General features: G+C 52.4%; 14 protein-coding genes. 11 read left to right on the top strand and 3 right to left on the bottom strand.

Annotated elements, in window-relative coordinates:
- The first annotated feature begins 39 nt into the window (after window positions 1–39).
- Both hypD and ACESPU_RS04920 read left to right on the top strand, forming a co-directional pair.
- Window positions 40–2,472 (top strand): trans-4-hydroxy-L-proline dehydratase, encoded by a 2,433-nt coding sequence (gene hypD, locus ACESPU_RS04925; protein WP_195284002.1) that lies wholly within the window; start codon window positions 40–42, stop codon window positions 2,470–2,472.
- A gap of 3 nt (window positions 2,473–2,475) precedes the next feature.
- Window positions 2,476–3,381 (top strand): glycyl-radical enzyme activating protein, encoded by a 906-nt coding sequence (locus tag ACESPU_RS04920; protein WP_158532539.1) that lies wholly within the window; start codon window positions 2,476–2,478, stop codon window positions 3,379–3,381.
- Between the two features lie 13 nt (window positions 3,382–3,394).
- Here ACESPU_RS04920 and ACESPU_RS04915 read toward each other — a convergent pair whose 3' ends face one another.
- The 3 genes from ACESPU_RS04915 to ACESPU_RS04905 are packed head-to-tail and all read right to left on the bottom strand — an operon-like array spanning window position 3,395 to window position 5,050.
- Window positions 3,395–3,802, bottom strand: coding sequence for a HEPN domain-containing protein (locus tag ACESPU_RS04915; RefSeq protein WP_005862800.1), 408 nt, complete (start codon window positions 3,800–3,802; stop codon window positions 3,395–3,397).
- The gene (locus ACESPU_RS04910) at window positions 3,799–4,113 is read right to left on the bottom strand and encodes a nucleotidyltransferase domain-containing protein (RefSeq protein WP_005862799.1); all 315 of its coding nucleotides are present in this window, start codon (window positions 4,111–4,113) and stop codon (window positions 3,799–3,801) included. Before ACESPU_RS04910 ends, ACESPU_RS04915 begins: the two co-directional genes overlap by 4 nt.
- Window positions 4,114–4,171: 58 nt before the next feature.
- On the bottom strand, window positions 4,172–5,050 hold the full coding sequence (locus tag ACESPU_RS04905; RefSeq protein WP_122379986.1) for an AraC family transcriptional regulator: 879 nt from the start codon (window positions 5,048–5,050) through the stop codon (window positions 4,172–4,174).
- A gap of 145 nt (window positions 5,051–5,195) precedes the next feature.
- Here ACESPU_RS04905 and ACESPU_RS04900 point away from each other — a divergent pair, with 145 nt between their 5' ends.
- The 9 genes from ACESPU_RS04900 (at window position 5,196) to ACESPU_RS04860 (ending at window position 17,382) form a co-directional block, all read left to right on the top strand.
- Window positions 5,196–6,227: an efflux RND transporter periplasmic adaptor subunit gene (locus ACESPU_RS04900; RefSeq protein ID WP_121962091.1), complete on the top strand. Its 1,032-nt coding sequence runs from the start codon at window positions 5,196–5,198 to the stop codon at window positions 6,225–6,227.
- On the top strand, window positions 6,224–9,304 hold the full coding sequence (locus ACESPU_RS04895) for an efflux RND transporter permease subunit (protein WP_373133172.1): 3,081 nt from the start codon (window positions 6,224–6,226) through the stop codon (window positions 9,302–9,304). The genes ACESPU_RS04900 and ACESPU_RS04895 overlap by 4 nt, the downstream gene beginning before the upstream one ends.
- Before the next feature lie 42 nt (window positions 9,305–9,346).
- Window positions 9,347–10,642 (top strand): TolC family protein, encoded by a 1,296-nt coding sequence (locus ACESPU_RS04890; protein ID WP_373133171.1) that lies wholly within the window; start codon window positions 9,347–9,349, stop codon window positions 10,640–10,642.
- Window positions 10,643–10,694: 52 nt separating this feature from the next.
- Window positions 10,695–11,504, top strand: a complete 810-nt coding sequence (gene cysQ / locus ACESPU_RS04885; protein ID WP_036612678.1) for a 3'(2'),5'-bisphosphate nucleotidase CysQ — start codon at window positions 10,695–10,697, stop codon at window positions 11,502–11,504.
- A 246-nt stretch (window positions 11,505–11,750) separates the two neighbouring features.
- Window positions 11,751–13,304: an SLC13 family permease gene (locus tag ACESPU_RS04880; RefSeq protein ID WP_005862792.1), complete on the top strand. Its 1,554-nt coding sequence runs from the start codon at window positions 11,751–11,753 to the stop codon at window positions 13,302–13,304.
- Window positions 13,292–13,903 (top strand): adenylyl-sulfate kinase, encoded by a 612-nt coding sequence (gene cysC, locus ACESPU_RS04875; RefSeq protein ID WP_005862790.1) that lies wholly within the window; start codon window positions 13,292–13,294, stop codon window positions 13,901–13,903. Before ACESPU_RS04880 ends, cysC begins: the two co-directional genes overlap by 13 nt.
- Window positions 13,904–13,911: 8 nt before the next feature.
- Window positions 13,912–14,820: a sulfate adenylyltransferase subunit CysD gene (gene cysD, locus ACESPU_RS04870; RefSeq protein WP_005857432.1), complete on the top strand. Its 909-nt coding sequence runs from the start codon at window positions 13,912–13,914 to the stop codon at window positions 14,818–14,820.
- Window positions 14,821–14,832: 12 nt separating this feature from the next.
- On the top strand, window positions 14,833–16,275 hold the full coding sequence (gene cysN, locus ACESPU_RS04865) for a sulfate adenylyltransferase subunit CysN (RefSeq protein ID WP_005857430.1): 1,443 nt from the start codon (window positions 14,833–14,835) through the stop codon (window positions 16,273–16,275).
- A 3-nt stretch (window positions 16,276–16,278) separates the two neighbouring features.
- Window positions 16,279–17,382, top strand: a complete 1,104-nt coding sequence (locus ACESPU_RS04860; protein WP_005857428.1) for a sulfotransferase — start codon at window positions 16,279–16,281, stop codon at window positions 17,380–17,382.
- Window positions 17,383–17,397 lie beyond the last annotated feature (15 nt).

Raw genomic sequence — 17,397 nt, 5'->3', positions numbered from 1 at the left:
GCGGATAGATCCTACCTCTACGATAAAACATATAATTTTATGAATACAACCCATCACACACATTCATGCGTACATGATACCGTCTCTTCCGTAGGAGCGAACAATTTCGGGATGAACGACCGTATCAAACGTCTGCGCCGGCAGACCTTCGAGGCCCAACCTTCCCTCTCCATCGAGCGGGCCTTGATCGAGACCCGTTTCTATCAGGAGAATTACGGGAAGTATCCGATCCCTATCCTGCGTGCCCTGAACTTCCTTGAGATCTGCAAGCGGAAGACGATCTATATCGGCGAGGACGAGTTGATCGTCGGCGAGCGGGGGCCCCGCCCCAAAGCCGTGCCTACCTTCCCGGAACTTACCTGCCATAGCGTGGAGGACTTGCATATATTGAATACCCGGGAGCTGCAACGTTACACCATCAGTCAAGAAGATATCGATACCTACGAGCGGGAGGTGATCCCGTACTGGAAAGGCCGTACCCAGCGGGAACGCATCTTCAGCCACGTCCCCAAGGAATGGAAAGAGGCGTACGAGGTGGGTATGTTCACCGAGTTCATGGAGCAACGTGCCCCCGGGCATACCGCTTTGGACGGCAAGGTCTACCAATATGGCCTGCTGGACTTGAAGAAACGTATCGAGGGGGAACTAAGCGCCTTGGATTTCATGAACGACCCCGAGGCCACGGACAAGCAGGAGGAACTGACGGCCATGTCTATCTCCTGCGACGCCGCTATCCTGCTGGCCGAGCGACACGCGGACTTGGCTGACGAGATGTCTCTCACCGAGAAAGATCCCCGCCGTGCCGCCGAGCTGAGGAAGATCGCCGAGGTATGCCGCCGGGTTCCCGCCCACGCTCCCCGTACCTATTGGGAAGCGATCCAGATGTACTGGTTTGTCCACCTCGGTACGATCACGGAGCTGAATGGTTGGGATGCCATGAACCCCGGTCATTTCGACCAGCATCTGGCGCCTTTCTACGAGAAAGAAATCGCCGCCGGAACCTTGACCCGTGACGAGGCGAAAGAGTTGATGTCTTGCTTCTTCATCAAGGTAAACAATCATACCGCCCCGCCGAAAGTGGGTATCACGGCGAAGGAGAGCGGAACCTATAACGATTTCACGAACCTGAACATCGGCGGCATCCGGGCGGACGGTAGCGATGGCGTAAGCGAGGTCTCCTATATCATGTTGGAGACGATCGAGGAGCTGCATATCCTCCAGCCCGGCAGCGCCATCCACGTCAGTGCCCGTACGCCGGAGCGTTTCCTTCGTGCCGGGTGCAAGGTGATCCGCCAAGGCCATGGCTACCCGTCGGTATTCAACCCGGATGTGTACGTGCAGGAGTTGATGCGGCAAGGCAAGTCGCTGCGTGATGCCCGCGAGGGAGGTTGCAGCGGTTGCATCGAGGTGGGCGCTTTCGGGAAGGAGGCGTACGTGCTGACCGGTTACCTGAACGTGCCGAAGATATTGGAGGTGACCCTGCATAACGGCGTAGATCCGGTAAGCGGTCGCAAGGTCGGTCTGGAGACCGGCGATCCCCGTGGTTTCCGGACGTATGAGGAGCTTTATGCGGCGTTCATGCGCCAGATCCATTATTTCGTGGACATGAAGGTGCGGGTCAGCAACTATATCGACCGCATGTTCGCCAAGTACGCCCCCGCCACGTTCCTCTCCCTGTTTATCGATGATTGTATCGCGAAGGGTAAGGATTACTACAATTGCGGGCCTCGTTACAATACCACTTATATCCAGTGTACCGGATTAGGCACGATAACCGATAGCCTTTCCTCTTTGCGGAAACACGTCTTCGAGGATAAGACCTTCACGATGGAAGCCTTGTTGGATGCGATGGCGGATAATTTCGAGGGACATGAACCGATGCGCCAAATGATCCTGAACCGTACGCCTTTCTTTGGCAACGATGATCCGTACGCCGACCAGATCGCCGTCCGTGTCTTCGACGATTTATATGACGCGATCGAGGGCAAGCCGAATACGAAAGGGGAGTGTTTCCATTTGAATATGTTATCCACCACTTGCCACGTCTACTTCGGCAAGGTGATGGGAGCCACTCCGAACGGCCGCTTGGCCGGGCGTGCCATCTCCGACGGTACCTCGCCCTCGCACGGAGCCGATACCCACGGGCCGTCCGCCGTTGTCAAGTCCCTCGGCAAGCTGGATCAGGTGAAGAGCGGCGGCACGCTGCTGAACCAACGCTTCCTGCCCAGCCTGCTCCGGCGGGAGGAGGATATCTCGAAGCTGGCCTCCTTGATCCGTAGCTACTTCGCCTTGGGTGGCCATCATATCCAATTTAATATCGTGGATACGGAAACGCTTTACGCCGCCCAGAAGTGTCCGGAGGACTACCGGGATCTGCTGGTCCGTGTAGCGGGCTATAGCGACTATTTCAACGATATGAACGCCGATTTGCAAGCGGACGTGATCGCACGTACGGAGCAAGAGACTTTCTGAGCCATGCTGTTATTCGATATCAAACGATACGCTATAAACGACGGGCCGGGCATCCGTGTCACGATCTTCATGAAAGGATGCCCGCTTGCCTGCGTATGGTGCCATAACCCGGAAGGCATCTCGCCCCGGGCGGAGAAGCTGTATACGAGAAAGAAGTGCATAGGTTGCGGGGCCTGCGTGAATGCCTGCCCCGTCGGGGCGTTGACCTTGACGCAAGCGGGCATCGTCACGGATCGCTCTCTGTGCCGCACATGCGGTAGATGCGCCGAGGTTTGTCCCACTTTGGCGATGGAGATGTCCGGCCGTGAGTATTCTATCGACGAGGTCATGCGTGAGATCGAGAAAGAGACGGTCTTTATGGATCGCTCCGAGGGAGGCGTTACCTTCTGCGGGGGAGAGCCGTTGTCGCGTCCGTCGGACTTGATCGCTCTGCTGGATCGTTGCGGAGCGTTGGGAATCCATCGTGCGGTGGATACGACCTTGTTCGCCTCGCCGGATACCGTCCGTAGCGTAATGGAGCGCACGGATCTTTTTCTGGTGGATTTAAAGCTTATGGATTCCGGTAGCCATCGTCGTTTCACGGGTGTCCCGAACGAGCGTATCCTCTCCAATCTTCGGATGATCGCCGAGGCCGGCATAGACTTCCTCATTCGCGTCCCCTTGATCGAGGGCGTCAATGCGGACGAGGAGAATATATTCCGCTCTGCCACCTTCCTAGCCTCCTTGCCGTGGAAACGCAAAGTCGTCAATCTCCTCCCGTACCACGACATCGGAAAAGGTAAGCACGATAAGCGAGGAACCCTCTACAACCCCGGGCACCTTCCGCTATCCACCCCTTCCGAGGCAGTCCTGCAAAGGTGTATCGATCAATTCGCCTCTTGCGGGATAACTGCGTTGATCGGAGGATAGTTCTCTTTGGGAACTATTCTTCTTTCAATAATTGGTTGATTGTATGAATGAATAATTCGGCTTGCGGATATAAGTTATCCAACATTTCCTTATCACAATAAACAAAATCGTCATAATCTCCACTATGTCTTTTCTCAAATAAAGTCGAGAATATTTTCCCGATTTTTATAGGAAGCTTTCCGGTAGAGATAAAATGTAATCCAAGCATAGTCTTAACTCCATTATGTGTTTGTGGTTGGTGGTCATATTTTAATAGCAGGGAAACCGCTGCGTAATAGCATGCATAATAGAGGCGATTAACGGCAGCATTATAGAAAGACTCACGCATCATCACTTGAGCTTCTTTCAATGTCTCATAAGCACGTTGGATTCGATAGTTAATCAATGCGTTCTTACTTTCTTCATCTAGGATCTCTTTCATAATATAATACCTTCGTTTATAACATTAATATAGAAAGGAGTTTTAAAGGGACGGTTTTCCCAGAGTTTTCTTAACATGACGATGGGGCTGATATTTACGCCAGTCTTTAGTTCCAGCTCATACAAGGGTAAAGTAATTTCTTCCTCTCGTTCCAAAGTCATTTTCTCTCCGTCTATCAAGATGAGTAAGTCGATATCGCTATCAATCCGAGCGTCTCCACGTGCTTCCGAACCGAATAAGATAGTTTGTGCCGTGGGAGCTATCCGGCGCATGATATCTTTTATCTGATCTATAATTTCTGTTCGTTTCATTTTATCTTTTCATTAAATGACTTCTGTCGTGAGACAAAGATAATTATTTTTCTGATTATTACCATTTCTTCCGATACTCCGTAGGCGATATCCCGACGTGTTGCTTGAAGTATTTACCGAAGAAGGATTGGTTGGCGAAGTTTAGCCGGTCTGATATCTCTTGGATGGAAAGGGTGGAGGAGGATAATAACGCCTTCGCCTCCAAGACAACGTAATTATCGATCCATTCCCCGGCTGTACGGTTGCTGACGTTCTTTACCAAAAGAGATAAATATTTGGGAGTCACACATAATTTCCCGGCGTAGAAAGCTACCGATCGTTCCTGCTTATGATGTAAGGCGAGCGTTTGTATGAACGCTGCGAACAACTCCTCTTGCCGGCTCTTCTTCACCTCGATCGGCATATGATTCTTAAACATGCCGTAAACCTCGTGGAATACCGCCAACAATAAGCTCTGGGCAATCTCTTTCCGGTAAGGATGCCCTTTCGCTTTCACTTTCTTCCAGAGGAAAGAATGATATTCCTTGATACAACCTATCTCCTCGGTATTCAACTCGGTGACCGGATGCTCCTTGATGTAGAAGAACGCCGGCAAGGTATTCTGTATATGAGGAATGATCTCCTCCATGAAATTCTTGGAGATGACGATGAAGATCCCGGCCACGTCCTCGCTACGTTCCACGTGTTGGATGATCTGATCAGGCAAGGACAATACGAGATGGTTTTCCCCTACGACATATTCCTCCATATTGATCCGTATACGCATGAAGCCTTTCGTACAAAGCGCGAATACGACGGCGTCTATTCGCATCGGATGGTCGAGCGAGGGAATATCGTCGATGTTATCGAATATGGCGAAATCCTCGTCGATAAAGTCTATGCCGGGTACGTTCTCGATAAGAGAGATACAAGCTTGAGGTAGATCTGTTACGTTCATAATTTATTCTTGTTTGGGCGATAAAATTAGTGAAATAATAGAATAATCCAATTGAAATGTGTCAAATAGGACAATTTGGTTGCAAAACGGAACTTCTTTGGAGTGGATAAACTCATCATCTTCGCGGTATAATAAATCATAGGATATGAAAAGGATGAAAGGCATTGTTTATGGAGGATTATTATCCGTCGTGTTCGTGATGTCCGGATGCTCGGGCAGTCAAAAAGAGGGACGGGATAGCAAAGAGATCCCGGTGGAGATCGTGAAGGTAGCGAAGACCGTTCCGGCGGATACAAGGAATTACGTGGGAACGGTAGAGGAGGTCGTATCCTCCTCGATTAGTTTTCAGGTGATGGGTAATGTAGAGCGAGTATTGGTGGGCGAGGGGCAGAAGGTCCGTGAGGGCCAACTACTAGCGGTGTTAGACAAGGCGACGCTGGAAAACGCCTATAATGCCTCGGCCGCTTCCTTGCGACAAGCGGAGGATGCCTATGCCCGCATGAGAACCTTGCACGAGAATAAGAGCCTGCCGGATATGAAATGGGTAGAGGTGGAGAGCAAATTGGAACAGGCCCGTTCCATGGAGCGAATCTCGAGGAAAAACCTTGAGGACCGGAACCTGTATGCCCCGTTCGGCGGCGTTATCGGCAAGCGCATGGTTGAGGCGGGAGAGAACGTGCAGCCCGGGCAACCGGTTTTCTCCTTGTTAAGGATAGAGACGGTAAACGTGAAGATCGCCGTTCCGGAGAATGAGGTCGCCACGCTCGGCGATCAAGCCGCTATGATAAAGGTAGCCGCTCTGGGCGGACAATGTTTTGAGGGGAAAGTGACGGAGAAAGGCATCGTGGCCAACCCTATCTCCCATACTTACGAGGCGAAGATCCGGCTGGAGAACCCGTCTGGCGCTTTGTTGCCCGGCATGGTTTGCGATGTACGCCTGTCGGGAGAGGAATCCGTGCCGGCTATCGCCTTGCCGAACAACGCCGTGCTGATAGCGAACGACGGGGGGCGTTTCGTCTGGAAGATCGTAGACGGAGAGGCGAAAGCTACGCCCGTACGGACGGGCGACTTGACGGAGCAAGGCTTGTTTATTCTGGAAGGGTTGAACGAGGGGGATATCGTCGTGATAGGCGGTTACCAGAAAATCAGTGAGGGCATGAGAGTGCGTGCGTTATGAGAGAACGTAAAAACGGAGTGATCGAATGGACCATGCGTCATTACCAGATCACGTTGCTGGTGATTACCGTGCTGGTCGGGTTGGGTATTTGGGGCTTGGTGGACATGCCGAAACAGGAATTCCCGGAGTTCACCATCCGCCAAGGCGTGGTCGTGGGTGTTTACCCCGGGGCGACTTCCGGAGAGGTGGAGGAGCAGTTGGCCAAGCCTTTGGAGAGATACCTGTTTACCTTCAAGGAGGTAAAGAAGAAAAAGACGTACTCCATGTCAAGGGATGGAATGGTGTACGTGATGGTGGAGCTGAACGACGACGTGAACAATAAAGACGAGGTCTGGTCGAAGATCAAGCTCGGCTTGCAGAACTTCAAGTCGCAACTGCCCTCGGGCGTACTCGCCGTCATCGCGAATGATGATTTCGGCGATACTTCCGCCTTATTGATCACCTTGGAATCGGAAGACAAGACCTACCGGGAATTGCAGCGATACATGGAGACGCTGGAAGACCGCCTGCGCCGGATCGAGTCCGTATCCAACCTGCGCCGTTACGGGGTACAAAACGAGCAGATCTCGGTCTACTTGGATCCAGACAAGCTAGCCGCTTACGGCCTAGATACCCGTATGCTGATGACAACCTTGTTCACCCAAGGCTTTACCACCGCCTCCGGCTCCTTGGAGAATGGCGGCTTGGACATTCCCATCCACCTTTCCGTGACTTATCCCTCGGAGCGGGAGGTAGGCGAGCAGATCCTGCTGGCCGATGCCGACGGGCATATGATCCGCTTGAAAGACGTGGCCCGTATCGTGCGGGAATATCCCGAGCCGGATAGCTATATAACGAACAACGGCAAGAAAGCGATCATCCTTTCCATGGAGATGCGTGAGGGCCATAATATCGTACGATACGGAAAGGAGGTAGACGAGGTATTGCACGCTTTCGAGCGGGATCTTCCCGAGAGTGTCTCGATCCGCCGGATCGCCGACCAGCCGAAGGTGGTGGGAGACTCGGTAAGTTCCTTCGTGCGGGATTTGTTCGTGTCCATCGTGGTCGTGATCTTGGTGATGATGGTACTCTTCCCGTTCCGCTCGGCATTGGTGGCGGCTACCTCCATCCCGATCAGTGTCTTTATCTCGATCGGTGTCATGTACGCTTGCGGCATCCCGCTGAATACGGTGACGCTGGCCGCCTTGATCGTGGTATTGGGCATGATCGTGGATAACTCCATCATCGTGATAGACGCCTATCTGGAATATCTGGACAAGGGCTATTCCCGTTGGTACGCCGCCGTCTATAGCGCCAAGAACTATTTCAGCTCGATCTTGTTGGCTACGCTGTGTATCTGCGTGATCTTTTTCCCGTTGCTTTTCACGATGACGGGGCAGATGTTGGATTTCGTGACCTTCTTCCCTTGGACACTTTCCATCTCCCTCATGGTGTCGCTGGCGGTGGCGATGGTCTTTATCCCGCTGCTGGAGCGGGTCTTGATCAAGAAGGGATTGAAGTCCGGGCGGGAGAATACGGGCAAGAAGAGGTTCAATCTGCTGGATACCGTACAGGCCGTCTATACGAGGGCACTGACGTGGACTTTCCGTTTCCCGAAAACCACGATCGGTCTGGGCGTCTTGACGGTTGCCTTGGCGATCCTAATGATCACCCAACTGAGCCAGCGTATGATGCCGATAGCCGACCGGGATCAGTTTGCCGTCGAGATCTATCTCCCGCAGGGAACCTCGCTGGACCGTACCGCCGCCGTGAGCGATAGCCTCTATAAACTGTTGTCGGAAGATGAGCGCATCCTGTCCGTCACCTCCTTTATCGGAACTTCCTCGCCCCGTTTCCAAGCTACCTACGCCCCGAACTTGGCCGGGAAGAATTACGCCCAGTTCATTGTCAACACCGCCTCGATAGAGGCCACCCGTAGCGTGTTGGATGATTATACGGACCGATACGCCGATTATTTCCCCGACGCCTACGTGAAGTTTAAGCAACTGGATTACCAAAACGTATCCTCTCCTTTAGAGATCCGTTTCATGGGAGACGATATCGCCCGGTTGAAGCAGGCTGGGGATTCCTTGATGGCCGTGTTGCGTGAGATGGACGGCTTGGTCTGGGTACACACCAATTACGAGGAGGCCTTGCCCGACGTACGGGCTCGATTGGACCCGGTGGAAGCCTCCCGCCTCGGGATCACGAAGGCGATGGCCTCGGCCGATCTGGCGATCCGTTACGACGGCCTCTCGGTTGGCTCCCTCTGGGAAGGCGATTACGCTTTGCCGATCCAGCTGAGATCCGATAAGAAAGGGGAGGGTGACGCGTTCGATAAGGTCGGCGACCAGTATCTTCCCACCATCGTCCCCGGCGTGAGCGTCCCGCTCCGGCAAGTCTCCACGATCGAGGGAGGCTGGAATGAGGGGCAGATCGTCCGTCGCAACGGCGTGCGTACCTTGAGCGTCTTCGCCGAGGTAACCCGGGGGACCAACCAGAACGCTATGCAGAAACGGATCGAGCGAGTCATGGAAAGCCGTATTATCCCGACCTTGCCCGAGGGCGTGACGTACGAGTACGGTGGAGCCAAGGAGCTGGATTTCGAGACGATGAACCCGCTGATGCAGGGCTTGGCGATCGCCGTGATCATTGTTTTCTTCTTCCTGTTGGTCAATTTCAAGAAGATCGGCTTGGCGTTGGCGGCCCTGTCCTCGTTGCTGCTCACCTTGTTCGGGGCGGCGCTGGGCTTGTGGGCGTTCCATATCGATTTCAGCTTGACGTGCGTCTTGGGCGTTATCAGCTTGATCGGTATCGTGGTGCGAAACGCTATCTTGATATTCGAGCATGCGCAAGACTTGCGGCTTCATAAGCATTATAGCCCGAGGGATGCCGCCTTCGACGCCGGCCGGCGACGCATGCTCCCGATCTTCCTGACCTCGGCTACAACGGCCGTGGGCGTGGTTCCCATGATCATCAGCGGCAGTTCCCTTTGGATGCCGATGGGTGTGGTGATCTGCTCGGGAACGGTCTTCTCGATGATCTTGGCGGTCATCATCCTGCCTGTTTTCTATTGGAAGATATTCGGGAATAAATGAATGATACGGATGTGGATTAGGATATAATATAGGAATGAATATATGCGGAAAAAAGAGATGATAAAAAGATGGATATATGGCATCGTCGGTTCCCTCGTCTTATGCGTGGGGACCGTGAGCGCCCAGCGGACATTATCGCTGGAAGAATGCCGGGAAATGGCTTTGGAGAATAACGCGAAGATGAAGAACGCCCGTTTGGACGTAGAAGGGGCGAGGGAAGGAAAAAAGGAGGCCTTTACGAAATACTTCCCGAATGTCAGCGCCGTGGGAACGGCATTCAAGGCGAACCACGGGATGATGGATATGAGCGTGATACCGGGCCTTCTCGAGTTGTCGATGATGGATGACGGCTTGCTGGGTGGGGTGACCGCTATCCAGCCCGTGTTCGCCGGCGGACAGATCGTGAACGGCAATAAGCTGGCCGACTTGGCGCTCGAGGTGAGCCGTTACCAGATGCGCCAATCCGAGGATGAGGTAGCCCTGACGGTGGAGCGGTATTACTGGCAATGGATCTCCCTTCACGAGAAATTAAGGACGATCGAGATCGTGGAATCCTTGGTGGGGAGTCTTTATAAGGATGTGGAGGTAGCGGTCGGCGCCGGCGTGACGACTCGTAATGACCTACTGCAAGTCCAGTTGAAAAAGAACGGCGTGGCGAGCGACCGCCTGCGGGTGGAGAACGGCTTGCGCCTCTCCAAGATGGTGCTGGCTCAATATATCGGTATCGGGGAAGATGATTTCGAGATCGATTTCACGCTGCCCGCCGAGGTGCCCTCCCCGGAGCTTTACCGGGTGAGCCATGAGGAGGCGCTCCCTACGACACTCTCTTATAAATTGCTGGAGAAGAACGTGGAGGCTGCCCGTCTTCAACAAAAGCTGAAGGTTGGGCAATACTTGCCCACCGTGGGGATCGGAGCCGGGTATATGTATCACAACTTACTGGATAAGGACCGTCCGTTCGGCATGGTTTTCGCTACCGTAGCGATTCCGATCAGTGATTGGTGGGGCGGCTCGCACGCCATCCGGAAGCAAAAGCTTCAGGTGAAGGCGGCCGAGTATTCCCGCCAAAACGCCAATGAGCTTCTGTTGGTACAAATGCGGAAGCTTTGGAACGAGCTGGAGGAGTCTTATAAGCAAGTCAAGCTCTCGGAGGAGTCCATAGCGACGGTCGAGGAGAATGTCCGCCTTAATACGGACTATTATAAGGCGGGCACGGTAACGCTGAGCGATCTTCTGGACGCCCAATCGCTCCTCCAGCAAAGCCGTGACCAATATACGGGCGATTATACGGCTTATTTGATCAAACGTACGGAATATTTACAGGCGACAGGGCGTTAATTTGTTTTTTTTCCATATATTTGCTTATTAACAAATAATAAAACGAGAAGTGATGATGAGCTACGCCAATTATCTTTACATAGCGATCCGTGCCGCGGTAGACGCAGGCAAGTCGATCATGGATATTTATAACGACCCCGAATCAGACTTCGGGATAGAGAGAAAAGCAGACAACTCGCCGTTGACAAAGGCGGATAAGGCGGCCCATCGATTGATAACAAACGCTTTGTCCGTTACCCCGTTTCCGGTCTTAAGCGAGGAAGGAAAGGAGATCCCGTTCAAGGAGCGCTCCAAATGGGAGACGCTGTGGATCGTGGACCCGCTGGACGGTACCAAGGAGTTTATCAAGAAAAACGGGGAGTTTACCGTGAATATCGCCTTGGTGGAGAAGGGTGTGCCCGTGTTGGGCGTCATTTATGTGCCCGTCCGGAAGGAGTTGTATTTCGCCTCCTCCTCTGTGGGTGCTTATAAGTTTACGGGAATCGATAGCAGTAGCCAGCCCTCGATGGACGAGATGAAGCAGCGGGCGATACATTTGCCGATGGCGCTGGCGCATCAAGGAGTCGTGGTAGTGGCGTCCCGGTCTCACCAAACGGAGGAGACCACCGCTTTCATCGATAATCTCCGCAAGCAGGGAAAGCCCGTTACGTTGATCAGTAGCGGCAGCAGCCTGAAGATTTGTCTGGTAGCGGAAGGCTCGGCCGATATCTATCCCCGTTTCGCCCCGACGATGGAGTGGGATACCGCCGCCGGCCACGCCATCGCCAAGTCTGCCGGTTGCGACATATATCATATCGACGGCAAGACCCCGCTTCGCTATAACAAGGAAGATTTGCATAATCCGTGGTTTATCGTGAAGTGAGGGGGATGTGTATTTTAAGTTATTGTCAGCGGTGGGAGACGGAGCATGCTCCGTCTCTACAAGCCGTACAATGCATTCTTGTTTATTTGGTTATGAACGAAATTTAGAAGACTACCTTGTAAGAATATAAGTTGGCCCAGAATCAATCATTATTGGTCTATATCCCATATAATCCTAAAAATAGGTTAGCGAAAGGAGTGCGCACTTGAGTATTCTTATTATTTTTGCGCTCTTAAAAGTAAATACATGAATTTTGATATAGTGTTTGTGTTGCTGGCCCTGATCGGCATGATCGCAGCCTTGGTATGGGATAAGATGCGGCCGGGAATGGTTCTTCTGACAGTGGTCGTGTTTTTTCTCTGCGTAGGCATTCTTACTCCCAAGGAGATGCTGGAGGGCTTTAGCAATAAAGGGATGATAACCGTAGCCATGCTCTTCCTTGTCAGTGAGGGAGTGCGGCAGAGCGGGGCTTTAGGCCAATTGATCAAGAAACTGCTTCCCGAGGGGAAGACCACCGTCTTCAAGGCGCAGGCGAGGATGCTCCCGCCCGTGGCTTTCGTGTCGGCGTTCCTGAATAATACGCCGGTGGTGGTTATTTTTGCCCCGATCATCAAGCGATGGGCGGAGGCGGTGAGGCTTCCGGCCACGAAATTCTTGATCCCTCTCTCGTATGTCACGATATTGGGCGGTATATGTACCTTGATCGGTACTTCTACGAATCTGGTGGTGCACGGCATGATTCTGGAGGCGGGATATGAGGGCTTTACGATGTTTGAGCTGGGGAAAGTCGGTATTTTTATCGCTATCGCCGGTATTTTATATTTGTTCGCTTTCTCGAATAAACTGCTTCCGGACTCGAGGACGGATACGGTATCCGAAGACGGGGAGGATGAGAATCCCGGGAATTTCCACCGGGTGGAGGCCGTGCTGGGCGCACGCTTCCCGGGTATCAACAAGACCTTGGGAGAGTTTAACTTTACCCGCCATTACGGGGCGATCGTGAAAGAGGTGAAAAGCGGCGGACAGCGTTTTACCCGTAATCTGGATACGGTGGTGTTGCATGAGGGCGATACCTTGGTGTTGTGGGCGGACGATTCTTTTATCCCTACATGGGGTGAGTCTAGTGTCTTCTTGATGTTGGCGAATGGTAATGAGGCAACGGAGCCGGTATCGAGGAAGAAACGTTGGCTGGCTTTAGGACTGTTGATCTTTATGATTACGGGGGCGACGGTAGGAGAGTTGCCAGTCGTGAAAGAGGCCGTTCCAAGTATGCGCTTGGATATGTTCTTCTTTGTCTGCATTACGACAATCATCATGGCGTGGACTAAGATCTTCCCGCCGAAGAAATACACGAAATACATCTCTTGGGATATCTTGATAACGATCGCTTGTGCCTTCGCTATCAGCAAGGCCATGGAGAATTCCGGCTTTGCCTCCATGATAGCCCGCCATATAATTAGTATGGCCGACGATTTAGGACCGTATGCGTTGCTGGCGATTATATTTATTATTACCAATATATTTACGGAGTTGATCACGAACAACGCCGCGGCGGCATTGAGTTTCCCGATCGCCTTGTCGGTGGCTACGCAATTAGGCGTTGATCCGACCCCATTCTTTGTCGTGATCTGTATGGCGGCGTCGGCTAGTTTCAGTACGCCGATCGGCTACCAGACCAACCTGATCGTACAAGGCGTGGGAGGCTATAAGTTCACGGATTTCGTGAAGGTGGGCCTGCCCTTGAACTTGATCACGTTCTTGATCTCCGTGTTTGTAATACCTATGATATGGAAGTTTTAGAAAATAATATCTATCCGATTTTCGACCGTATGCTGGGTCGTGAGGATAAAGAGGCGCTTCTGGGGCAAAGGGGAGTGATGGTGTGGTTCACGGGTTTGAGTGGCTCGGGGAAAAGCACGATCGCTATCGCCTTGGAGCGTGAGTTGCATAAACGGGGATTGCTTTGCCGCATCCTCGACGGGGATAATATCCGTAGTGGTATCAACAATAATCTCGGGTTCTCGCCGGAGGACCGGGTGGAGAATATACGCCGGATCGCCGAGGTGGGTAAACTGTTTGTCGATACGGGTGTTATAACCATAGCGGCTTTTATCAGCCCGAACAACGAGTTGAGAGAGATGGCGTCCGCTATCATCGGTAAAGCGGATTTCTTGGAGGTTTACGTAAGTACGCCGCTCGCCGAGTGCGAACGCCGTGACGTGAAAGGCCTGTATGCCAAGGCCCGGAAAGGCGAGATCAAGGAGTTTACCGGGGTTTCCGCCCCGTTCGAGGCGCCGGAGCGTCCGGACCTGTCCTTGGATACCTCCGTATTGAGCGTGGAGCAATCCGTGAGCCGGTTGTTGGAGTTGATCATACCGAAAGTAGAAATTAAACACTGAAAAAAGATATGTCTGATTACAAGTTAAGTCATTTACAGGAGCTGGAGGCCGAGTCTATCCACATCATCCGTGAGGTAGCCGCCGAGTTCGAGAATCCTGTTATGCTTTATTCCATCGGGAAGGATTCTTCCGTGATGGTCCGTCTGGCCGAGAAGGCTTTCGCTCCGGGTAAGGTTCCTTTCCCGTTGATGCACATCGATTCGAAATGGAAGTTTAAGGAGATGATAGAGTTCCGTGATTCTTATGCGAAGAAATTCGGCTGGAACTTGATCGTGGAGTCTAATATGGAGGCTTTCCACGCGGGCGTGGGCCCGTTCACGCATGGAAGCAAGGTGCATACGGACTTGATGAAGACGCAGGCTTTGCTTCATGCCTTGGATAAATATAAGTTCGACGCCGCTTTCGGCGGCGCCCGCCGTGACGAGGAGAAGAGCCGTGCGAAAGAACGTATCTTCTCGTTCCGCGATAAGTTCCATCAATGGGACCCGAAGAACCAGCGCCCGGAGTTGTGGGATATCTATAACGCCCGTGTGCATAAGGGCGAGAGCATCCGTGTATTTCCGCTATCGAACTGGACGGAGCTGGATATCTGGCAATATATCCGTCTGGAGAATATCCCGATCGTTCCCCTGTATTTCGCCAAGGAGCGTCCGTGCGTGGAGATCGACGGTAATTTGATCATGGCGGACGACGACCGCTTGCCGGAGCAATACCGGGACCAGATCCGTATGCGTATGGTCCGTTTCCGTACGTTGGGCTGCTGGCCGCTGACCGGCGCCGTGGAGAGCGAGGCGGATACGATCGAGAAAATCGTGGAGGAGATGATGACCACGACGAAGAGCGAGCGTACGACCCGTGTGATCGACTTCGATCAAGACGCTAGTATGGAGCAGAAGAAACGGGAAGGGTATTTTTAACACAGAAGAGACATGGCAGATACAAAATTAAATATAAAGGAATTCCTAGATAAGGACGAGCAGAAGGACCTGCTGAGATTCTTGACCGCCGGCTCGGTGGATGATGGCAAATCGACCTTGATAGGCCGATTGCTGTTTGATAGTAAGAAAATATACGAGGATCAGTTGGATGCCTTGGAGCGTGACAGCAAGCGTATGGGCAACGCCGGCGAGCATATCGACTACGCTTTGTTGCTGGATGGCTTGAAGGCCGAGCGTGAGCAAGGTATCACGATCGATGTGGCTTACCGCTATTTCAGCACGAACAACCGTAAGTTCATCATCGCCGACACCCCGGGGCACGAGCAGTACACCCGGAATATGATCACGGGTGGTTCCACGGCGAATCTGGCGATCATCTTGGTGGATGCCCGCACGGGCGTGATCACGCAAACCTGCCGTCACACCTATCTGGTATCTTTGCTGGGGATCAAACATGTGGTACTGGCCGTGAATAAGATGGACTTGGTGGACTTCGACAAGGATACGTTCGACCGGATCGTGGCGGATTATAAACGTTTCGTGGAGCCGCTGGATATCCCGGATATCACGTATATCCCCTTATCGGCCTTGGATGGCGATAACGTGGTGGAGAAGAGTGATCGTACGCCTTGGTACGAGGGTACGTCTTTATTGGATTATCTGGAGAACGTGCCTATCGACTTGGATCGTAACTACGAGGACTTCCGTTATCCGGTGCAATACGTGTTGCGCCCGAATCTGGATTTCCGTGGGTTTAGCGGCAAGGTGGCTAGCGGTATCGTGCGTAAGGGAGATACGGTGATGGCGTTGCCTTCCGGGAAGACCTCGAAGGTAAAGAGCATCGTCACCTACGAGGGTGAGTTGGAGCAGGCTTTCCCGCCTCAATGTATTACGATCACCTTGGAGGACGAGATCGATATCTCCCGTGGGGAGATGCTGGTGCACCCGGATAACTTGCCGATCCGCGACCGTAATTTCGAGGCCATGCTGGTGTGGATGGATGAGGAAGCCATGGACGTGAACAAGCAGTTCTACATCAAGCAGACCACTCATACGACACGTGCCCGTGTGGATAGTATCCGCTATAAGGTGAACGTGAACACGATGGAGCAGTCTTCCGTGGATCATCTGGAGCTGAACGAGATCGGCCGTGTGGTATTTACTACCGGCAAGGAGTTGTTCTTCGATCCGTATAGGAGGAATAAGCAGACCGGCTCGTTTATCTTGATCGATCCGATTACGAATAATACGTCCGCCGTGGGTATGATCATCGACCGTGTGGACGCTAAAGATATGGTGACGGAAGACGCTTTGGCTACCTTGAACCTCCCGGAGATGGGAATCGGAGAGGAGCATTATGAGGCGATCCGTAAGGTTTGTGAGGAGTTGGGCCGGCAGGGCGTATCTGTGAAATGTATAACGGAAAAACGATAGGATATGGGATTGTTGGAGTTTGATAAGCTACCGATCAATACGTTGGTCGGGGCGGATTGGGATACGTTCAGGAAGGTGACGGCCCGGCAGCAGATAGACAAGGGCTTTAAGGGTAAGTATCGCCTTACGACCGGTGTTTGCCGCCTGTTGAGCGCCTTGAAGCCGATCGAGGATAGCCGGTTCAAGAAATTGGCCGATAAGCCGCTCGAGATGGACCCCTTGTTTATCTTGGGGCATTGGCGGAGTGGTACGACTTTTGTTCATAACATCTTCGCCTGCGATAAGCATTTCGGTTATACCACGACGTACCAGACGGTATTCCCGCACCTGATGCTCTGGGGGCAGCCTTTCTTCAAGAAGAACATGGCTTTCTTGATGCCGGATAAGCGTCCGACCGATAATATGGAGTTGAAGGTGGATCTTCCGCAAGAGGAGGAGTTCGCCTTGTCGAACATGATGCCTTATACATATTATAATTTCTGGTTCTTCCCGAAACGCTGGATGGAGTATTGCGATCGTTACTTATTGTTTAACGATATCACGGAGGAGGAGCGGCGGATCTTCATGGATACTTTCATGCGTCTGGTTAAGGTTTCCCTCTGGAATACGAACGGTACGCAGTATTTGAGCAAGAACCCACCGCATACGGGGCGTGTGAAGACATTGCTGGAGATGTTCCCGAACGCTAAGTTCATCTACTTGAAGCGAAATCCGTATACGGTATTCGAGAGTACCCGCAGTTTCTTTACGAATACGATCCAGCCATTGCGTTTGCAGGATATCACGAACGAGCAGATCGAGGCGAACTTCATCGAGGTATATCGCCGTCTTTTCTACAAGTACGAGGAAGAGAAGCACCTGATACCGGAAGGCAATCTGGTGGAAGTGAAGTTCGAGGATTTCGAGAAAGACGCTTTCGCCATGACGGAAAATATTTACGGGTCATTAAACTTACCCGGCTTTAAGGAGTCTAAGGCGGATATAGAGAAGTATCTGGGCAAGAAGAAGGGCTACAAGAAGAACCAATACAAGTACGAGGATCGTACGGTCCGGCTCGTAGAGGAAAATTGGGGCATGGCCTTGAAGGAATGGGGCTATAGCTTATAAATAAAAGGGTTAGAT

It is taken from the genome of Parabacteroides sp. 20_3 (assembly GCF_964238835.1).
GTDB classification, from domain to species: domain Bacteria; phylum Bacteroidota; class Bacteroidia; order Bacteroidales; family Tannerellaceae; genus Parabacteroides; species Parabacteroides distasonis.
Note: the sequence above shows the minus strand (reverse complement) of the source record. Positions and strands in the feature narration are given on the sequence as shown.

Bases quoted from the DNA above. Each gene is read 5' to 3' on its own strand.
- hypD (WP_195284002.1), top strand. From the start codon at position 40: ATGAATACAACCCATCACACACATTCATGCGTACATGATACCGTCTCT.
- ACESPU_RS04920 (WP_158532539.1), top strand. From the start codon at position 2,476: ATGCTGTTATTCGATATCAAACGATACGCTATAAACGACGGGCCGGGC.
- ACESPU_RS04915 (WP_005862800.1), bottom strand. From the start codon at position 3,802: ATGAAAGAGATCCTAGATGAAGAAAGTAAGAACGCATTGATTAACTAT.
- ACESPU_RS04910 (WP_005862799.1), bottom strand. From the start codon at position 4,113: ATGAAACGAACAGAAATTATAGATCAGATAAAAGATATCATGCGCCGG.
- ACESPU_RS04905 (WP_122379986.1), bottom strand. From the start codon at position 5,050: ATGAACGTAACAGATCTACCTCAAGCTTGTATCTCTCTTATCGAGAAC.
- ACESPU_RS04900 (WP_121962091.1), top strand. From the start codon at position 5,196: ATGAAAAGGATGAAAGGCATTGTTTATGGAGGATTATTATCCGTCGTG.
- ACESPU_RS04895 (WP_373133172.1), top strand. From the start codon at position 6,224: ATGAGAGAACGTAAAAACGGAGTGATCGAATGGACCATGCGTCATTAC.
- ACESPU_RS04890 (WP_373133171.1), top strand. From the start codon at position 9,347: ATGCGGAAAAAAGAGATGATAAAAAGATGGATATATGGCATCGTCGGT.
- cysQ (WP_036612678.1), top strand. From the start codon at position 10,695: ATGATGAGCTACGCCAATTATCTTTACATAGCGATCCGTGCCGCGGTA.
- ACESPU_RS04880 (WP_005862792.1), top strand. From the start codon at position 11,751: ATGAATTTTGATATAGTGTTTGTGTTGCTGGCCCTGATCGGCATGATC.
- cysC (WP_005862790.1), top strand. From the start codon at position 13,292: ATGGAAGTTTTAGAAAATAATATCTATCCGATTTTCGACCGTATGCTG.
- cysD (WP_005857432.1), top strand. From the start codon at position 13,912: ATGTCTGATTACAAGTTAAGTCATTTACAGGAGCTGGAGGCCGAGTCT.
- cysN (WP_005857430.1), top strand. From the start codon at position 14,833: ATGGCAGATACAAAATTAAATATAAAGGAATTCCTAGATAAGGACGAG.
- ACESPU_RS04860 (WP_005857428.1), top strand. From the start codon at position 16,279: ATGGGATTGTTGGAGTTTGATAAGCTACCGATCAATACGTTGGTCGGG.